The organism is Streptomyces sp. NPDC005141 (genome assembly GCF_053599975.1).
Genome location: NZ_JBSFYW010000066.1, coordinates 41,451 through 48,430, shown reverse-complemented (window position 1 = coordinate 48,430; position 6,980 = coordinate 41,451). Strand labels below are relative to the sequence as shown.

The following is a 6,980-nucleotide window of genomic DNA, read 5'->3' as shown; positions in this document are numbered from 1 at the left end:
ATTCGTGTGTTCGTGGGGTGGCGGGCGGCGCCCGAACCCCCCGCGTCGCCCGCCGCCGGACCACGGGGCGGGATCCCACCGGTCAGACCGTGCCCGACACCCACAAGGCGCAACTCCACGGGCCGGTCCGTGCCCGACACCCACAAGGCGCAACTCCACGGGCCGGTCCGTGCCCGTTCCGACGGACTCGGCTCCACGGTCCGGCCATGCCCGGCTCACAAGGCGGGCCCGGCTCCACGGCACGGTCCTCAACCGGCTCGCGACCGGCTCGCAGGCCGGGACCGTGCGGCCTCGCCGCGCTGCCACCCTGCCCGCATGGCCACCGCACGCCGCACCACGCCTGGCCTGGCCTGGCCTGGCCTGCCCTGGCCAGGCCAGGCCACGGAGCGCCACGGCACGGCCGTGGTTCAGATCCGGCGACGGGCCTTCCGCGCGCGCCGGACCACCGCGGCCGCGCCCAGCAGGGCCACCGTCGCGCCCGCCGCGCCCGCCGCGGTCGCGTCCTTGCGTCCCAGCCGCCGGCCCGCCACCGTATGCCGTCCGGCAACCTCCTCCAGCAGCTCCGCCAGGACCTCCTCGTTGGTCCACTGCGGCCGCCATCCGGCGTCGTGCAGCCGGCTCCCGCTCACCACCCAGGGGTACATCGTGTAGGCGAGGTCCCCCGCGGGCGAGGGAGTGAGCCCGATCCGGTGAAGTCGGGCGGCGGCGCCCAGCGCGACCGCGGACGGCAGTTCCATCCGCCGGATCCCGCTCAGCTCCTCCACCTCCTCCTGCTCGAGCCACCCGTCGCAGCCGACGGCCAGTTCGCCCTCCACCTTCTCGACGACGGCGTACTCCAGCGCACTGCACAGGTCCTCGACGTGGCAGAACTGCCAGGCGGGCCTCGACCCCGCCACGACCAGCAGCCGGGGAGACTCGAAGTACCTGGTCAGCGCGGTGTCGGAACCGCCGCCGACCAGCACCCCGGGCCGCACGACAGTCACGTTCAGGCCCGGGTGCGCCCGCGGGGCCCGACGCGCCAGCCGCTCGATCTCCAGGAGGTCACCGACCCCCGTCGCCTCGGCCGTCGCCCGCAGTTCGGCGTCCTCGGCCAGCGGCAGCTCGTTGTCGGGCAGCGCCCCGTAGACCATCGCCGACGTGCACAGCACCACACGGTGGACCCCGGCCGCCGCGGCGGCGGTGAGCACGGTCTGCGTCCCCCGGACGTTGTACGCCGTCCGGGCCGCCGCGTCCGTCTCCAGATCGAGGTCGAGCGCGAGATGGACCACGACGTCCGCGCCGCGCAGCTTCTCGGCGATCGCCGGGTCGCGGACGTCCAGGATGTGCCACTGGGCGTCGGCGCACTCGCCGCGCCGCTCGTCGATCGCGACGACCTGCTTGATCTCCTCGCTGGCGGCCAGCCGCTCGGTGAGCAGCGCGCCCACACCGGCCGCGGCGCCGGTGACCGCGACGACGGGGCCGCGCGAGGCTGGGCTGGTTGAGTGGTTTCGCGCTGCGCGAACCTGCGGATCTGGGGAACTCACCGGGCGTCTCCAGCGGTTGTCTTCAGTATGGGCGCGCGTGACGCGCCCCTACCAGGTGGCATCCATCCTGCCGCAGGCGACGAGTCGGCGAAGCACCGAGGCCCGATCGGGTTCAGGTGTCTACGCTGGGTGGTGTTGTGGGCAGCCGCCGTCGGAACGAACCGGCGGCCTTACCAGCCGAGGAATCCCGTGAGTGACACCCCATTCGGATTCGGCCTTCCGCCGGAGGAGCCGGAGAACGGCGACGAGGGCAAGAAGAAGGACCAGCAGGGCGGCGGTGGTCAGGGACCGTTCGGTTTCGGGCCGTCCGGAGCCGGTGGCCCCGGAGCCGACAATCCGCTCGCAGCCATGTTCGGTTCCATGAACCCCAATGACCTGGGCGCCGCGTTCCAGCAACTGGGCCAGATGCTCTCGTACGAGGGTGGTCCGGTGAATTGGGACATGGCCAAGCAGATCGCCCGGCAGACGGTCTCCCAGGGCACCTCTGACGGCACCAAGGACGCGAGCGTCGGTCCCGCCGAGCGGCTGGCGGTCGAGGAAGCTGTGCGGCTGGCCGATCTGTGGCTGGACGACGCGACGTCCCTGCCCTCCGGTGCGGGCTCCGCGCTCGCGTGGAGCCGGGCCGAGTGGGTCGAGGCGACCCTGCCCGTGTGGAAGGAGCTCGTGGACCCGGTCGCCGAGCGTGTCGGCGCGGCCATGGGTGATGTCCTGCCGGAGGAGATGCAGGCCATGGCGGGCCCGCTCATCGGCATGATGCGCTCCATGGGCGGGGCCATGTTCGGCACGCAGATCGGACAGGCCGTGGGCGTGCTCGCGGGCGAGGTCGTCGGCTCGTCCGACATCGGTCTGCCGCTCGGCCCGGTCGGCAAGGCCGCACTGCTGCCGCTGAACGTCGAGTCGTTCGGCAAGGACCTGAGCGTCCCCCAGGAGGAGGTGCGGCTCTACCTCGCCCTGCGCGAGGCCGCCCACCAGCGCCTCTTCGCGCACGTGCCGTGGCTGCGCTCCCACCTGTTCGGCGCTGTCGAGGGATACGCGCGCGGGATCAAGGTCGACACCGCGAAGCTGGAGGACGTGGTCGGCCAGTTCGACCCGCAGAACCCGGAGGAGCTGCAGCAGGCACTCCAGCAGGGCATGTTCCAGCCGGAGGACACGCCCGAGCAGAAGGCTGCGCTGGCCCGCCTGGAGACGGCGCTCGCGCTGGTCGAGGGCTGGGTGGACGCGGTCGTCCACTCGGCGGCCAAGCCGCGGCTCTCCTCGGCCGACGCGCTGCGCGAGACGCTGCGCCGCCGCCGCGCCACGGGCGGTCCCGCCGAGCAGACGTTCGCCACGCTCATCGGCCTGGAGCTGCGCCCGCGCCGGCTGCGGGACGCCTCGCGTCTGTGGGCCTCCCTCACCGACGCGCGCGGTGTGGACGGCCGGGACGGCCTGTGGGCCCACCCGGACATGCTGCCGACCGCGTCCGACCTGGACGACCCGGACGGCTTCGTCCACCGCGAGCACCTGGACTTCTCCGAGCTCGACAAGATGCTCGGCGAGGCGGCGAGCGGCGCCGCCACCGAGAAGCCGAACCTGAAGAAGGACGACGACTCCGAGGACACCGACAAGGGCGACGGCACCGAGTGAGCCTGTACGACGACGCGGTCCTCGTGCTGAAGAACCACGAGGACCTGGACAAGCTGCGCCAGGTCTATCTCGACCACCTGTCCGAGCATCCGGACGGCATGTGGAAGTCGTGCCACGCCGGGCACGTCACGGCGAGCGCTCTGGTGATCGACCCGATGCGGGGCCGCGTTCTGCTGACGCTGCACCGCAAGCTCCAGAAGTGGCTCCAGATGGGCGGGCACTGCGAGCCGGGCGACTCGACCCTGGCCGACGCGGCCCTGCGCGAGGCGACCGAGGAGTCGGGCATCCAGGGTCTGACCCTGGCGCCGGGCGGCCCCGTGACACTGGACCGGCACGCCATCCCGGCGCCGTGCCACTGGCATCTGGACGTCCAGTACGCCGCCCTCGCCCCGGCCGGCGCGGTCGAGGCCATCAGCGACGAGTCCCTCGACCTGCGCTGGTTCGCGTACGACGAGGTCGCCGAGGTGGCCGACGATTCGGTCGTACGTCTCCTGGAAGGGACCCGCGCACGGCTGTGACCGCCGCGCGAGCGATCCAAAGGTAAGGGGCGACCGCCATGGCGGTCGCCCCTTACCTTTGCTCGCGGGCCGTCGTTCCCGAACGGTCGTGCGGTCAGCTCCAGGCGTTGCCCTGGTTCTGTGCGTGGGCGCCGTGCTGGCCCATGCCGTACTGGGCCCGCACCCCCTGGCCGACCACCGCGTTCTGCGGCGGCAGGAGTTCACTGGGCTGGATGAGCGCGTAACCGCTGCCCATGAAGCTGAGCTCCCAGCCCTCACCGGTGTTGCCGCGGCGCCGCCACACTCCGGAGGAGTGGGTCTGAGCCTGCATCTGCACACGCAGGCCGGTGGACCACGCGACGATCGCGTCGGCATCGCAGTTGACGTACTTGTCCGGTGTGACCTGCATCTTCAGCGGCATCCCGGAGGTCATGAGCGCGACCTTGCCGCGTCCCGTGATGTTGAGCTGGTACTTGCCGGAGCCGGAGATGCCGTACTGGCTGTCCACGGCGATGACCTCGTGGTGCAGACCGGAGTCCATCGCCAGCACATAGCTGCTGTCGACGGTGAGGCCGTCCTGCTCCACGTCGACCACGTGCACGTGCTGGCCGAGGTTGGCGAGGTAGACCGTGCCCTGCCCGTGGCAGCGCATCAGGTCGAGTCCCTCACCGGTCCGCGCACGCGCGCGGTGCTGGTTGTTGTTCTGGTACTCGGCGTCGAACTCGACGAGACCCTGGTACGCGACCATGGTGCCCTTGCGGGCGAGGATGTCGTCGTGACCCTCCAGGACGACGCGCAGCATCTGCGAGTTCTGCAGGCTGTAGCGATCCTGGGTCTGCTGCTCGTTGTAGCCGAAAAGCGGGCTCTGCATGGTGTCCTGCTCCCCCTCAGCCCCGGACTCGGAGGCGGTCGGTGCTGTCCTCGCTGGGCTGGACGACGACGATGCCCTGCCCGGAGAACGCCATCTGGTACGCCTCGCCGCTGCCGCGTCCGATCAGCGACTGCGCCTTGAAGCTGCGCTTGCCCTTCACCTTGAGGTTCGGGGACCAGGCGACGAGCGCGTCCGGGTCGACGTACGTCTCGTCCTCACCGCCGCCGCAGTCGACGACGATCGGCTTGCCCCTGGACGTCAGCGCGACCCAGCCCTGACCGGAAATCTTGGTGTTCCACAGACCCTGTCCGGCGAACTTGGCCAGTCCCTTCACGCGCTCGACGCCCCAGGTGAGGTGAGCGTCGAAGGCGAGCAGGTTCGTCGCGTTGACGGAGATCGCGTCCCCGTTGAGGTTGATGACGACGACGTTCGCCCCGTAGTCGGCGAGGTAGAGCAGGCCGTCGCCGGAGCACTTCATGAGGGGCGCACCCTCCCCGGTCATCCAGTCGCGTGCGATCTGGCGGACGGCGGGCGGGTTGGGCTCGTACTGGACGAACCCTTCGTAGGCGACCATCGACCCCACGCGCGCGAAGAGGTCGTTCCCGGTCTGCATGGCGACCTTCAGCATGTGATTGCCGTGGTTCTCCATGCGCGCGGTGACGGGTGCCGGGGCAAAGCCCGCGAATGGCTGGTTCATGACGGGCTCCCTCAGACCTCGTACGGCTGGACGACGACGAAATTGCCTGGTGCGGCACGGAACTGGAGGTTCACGCTCTCGCCGGTGTCACCGGGGTAGGCGTTCCGGCGCATCCTCACCTGGCTGGAGACGATCACCTGCGCGGCGGCGGACCAGGCGACGACGGCGTTGCAGTCGGCGAACGTCGTGGGTGTCACCGGAAGCACGACAGGCGCGCCGTGCGTCTTGACGACGACGGTGCCGGTCCCCTGGAACTGCATCGTGAACAGCGCGCCCCCGGGGATGCCGTGCCCCTCGATGCGGCGGACCTCGTACTGGAGGGACTCGTCGAAGGCGAGGACGTTCTCCGCGGAGACACAGATCGCGTCCCCCTGGAGTTCGATCGGGTGCACGTGGGTGGCGTTCTCGGCGAAGAACACCTGGCCCTGACCGGTACAGCGCATCAGCTGCATCTCCTGGCCGGTCGCGTTGCCCACGATCCGGCCGGCGAACCCGGCGCCCTTGTAGCTGAAGTCGACCTTGCCCTGGTACAGCACCATGCTGCCCTGCCGGGCCAGCACGGGCTGACCGCCGATGCCGAGATCGACGCGGATGAGCTTCTTGTTCTGCGGAGTCCACCGCTGACCGGTGGGCGTCTCCTTGAAAGCGCCCAGCGCGGCGGCCACACCGGCCCCGCCCTGCGGGGCACCCTGGGGCGCGCCGTACGGGGAGGGGGCACCGGGCTGACCCGGGTACGGCCCGGGTGCCTGGCCCGGGACCTGCCCGAACTGCGGCTGCTGACCGTAGCCGGGGGGCGCCGTCGGGGGCTGCTGCCCGTATCCGGGAGGTGCCGTCGGCGCCTGCTGCCCATAACCGGGCGGCATCGGAGCCGTCTGGCCGGGCGGCTGCTGGCCGTAGCCGGGCGGCGGTCCGGGCGGGCCGGGCGGGCCGGGCGGCTGCGCGTACGGCGCGGGGCCCGGCGGCGGAACGGTGCCGCCCGGCGGGGTGTGCAGCGGCCCCACGATGGTGGGGGCGGCGTGCACGGAGGGCGCGGGCGCCTGGGCGGGCTGAGTGCCACCGGATGGCGGCGCGAAGCCCTGGGCGGCGGGGGCCGGGGCCGGAGCGCCGAACGTGGGCGGCGCGGTGGCCTGGGCCGGCGGGGCGAAGGACGGCGCCGCGCCGGACTGCGGCTGCGGCGCGGCGGGCTCCTCTGCGGCGACCTCGCCGCCGAAGTTCTTCAGCAGCGCGTCGAGGCCGCCGTCGAAACCCTGCCCGACGGCGGCGAACCGCCAGACGTCCTTGAGGTAGAAGTCGCCCAGCATCACGGCACGTTCGGTGGAGAACTCCGTGCCGCTGAAGGCGTACCGAGCCACCTCCTCGCCGCCGGCGACGACACGGAGGTATCCGGGGGCGATCTGCGACATCTGTCCGGCGCCGTCGAGCGTCGCCGTGAAGGACAGCTTCTGGATCTGCGCCGGAATCCGGTCGAGGGTGATCCGGAAGGACTCCGTGTCACCCGACTGCGCGCCGAGCAGCTGAATGGACTCCTCGGGGGACTTCGGTTGGTTGAAGAAGACGAAGTACCGGTCGTCCGACAGCCGTTCGTCGGCGTCCAGACCGAAGCAACTGATGTCGAAGGTCAGCCCGGGGCCGGTGATCTGTACACCTACGTACAGATCGGTGCCCGCGGTGAGGTCACTGATCTTGGCCTTGTGGCCGCGTTGGAATTCCCTGGCCATGCGTAACGACCGTCCCCCATCCCGATGCGAGTGCGTCGCGTCAGGCTAACC

The 6,980-nt window shown here is 71.3% G+C and carries 6 protein-coding genes; 2 read left to right on the top strand and 4 right to left on the bottom strand.

All coding sequences use genetic code 11. From position 1 onward, the window contains the following. Window positions 1-407: 407 nt before the first annotated feature. Window positions 408-1,523, bottom strand: coding sequence for an SDR family oxidoreductase (locus ACWD68_RS34855; RefSeq protein ID WP_451810461.1), 1,116 nt, complete (start codon window positions 1,521-1,523; stop codon window positions 408-410). Between the two features lie 189 nt (window positions 1,524-1,712). On the opposite strand from ACWD68_RS34855, the gene ACWD68_RS34850 reads away from it, so the two are divergent. Together ACWD68_RS34850 and ACWD68_RS34845 are read left to right on the top strand one after the other, a co-directional pair. Beyond that, window positions 1,713-3,146 carry a zinc-dependent metalloprotease gene (locus ACWD68_RS34850; RefSeq protein WP_451810460.1) on the top strand — a complete coding sequence of 478 codons (1,434 nt, stop codon included), beginning with the start codon at window positions 1,713-1,715 and terminating at the stop codon, window positions 3,144-3,146. Beyond that, window positions 3,143-3,664 (top strand): NUDIX hydrolase, encoded by a 522-nt coding sequence (locus tag ACWD68_RS34845; RefSeq protein WP_451810459.1) that lies wholly within the window; start codon window positions 3,143-3,145, stop codon window positions 3,662-3,664. The genes ACWD68_RS34850 and ACWD68_RS34845 overlap by 4 nt, the downstream gene beginning before the upstream one ends. 94 nt (window positions 3,665-3,758) lie before the next feature. On the opposite strand, the gene ACWD68_RS34840 is transcribed toward ACWD68_RS34845, so the two are convergent. From ACWD68_RS34840 to ACWD68_RS34830, 3 genes are read right to left on the bottom strand one after another with little or no spacing between them, the layout of a single operon-like run. Continuing rightward, a complete protein-coding gene (locus ACWD68_RS34840; protein WP_451810458.1) occupies window positions 3,759-4,514 on the bottom strand; it encodes an AIM24 family protein in 756 nt (251 codons plus the stop codon). A 16-nt stretch (window positions 4,515-4,530) separates the two neighbouring features. Beyond that, window positions 4,531-5,211 (bottom strand): AIM24 family protein, encoded by a 681-nt coding sequence (locus ACWD68_RS34835; protein WP_451810457.1) that lies wholly within the window; start codon window positions 5,209-5,211, stop codon window positions 4,531-4,533. 11 nt (window positions 5,212-5,222) lie between these two features. Beyond that, entirely contained in the window at window positions 5,223-6,929 is a 1,707-nt protein-coding gene (locus ACWD68_RS34830) for a TerD family protein (protein ID WP_451810456.1), read from the bottom strand. Window positions 6,930-6,980: the final 51 nt, after the last annotated feature.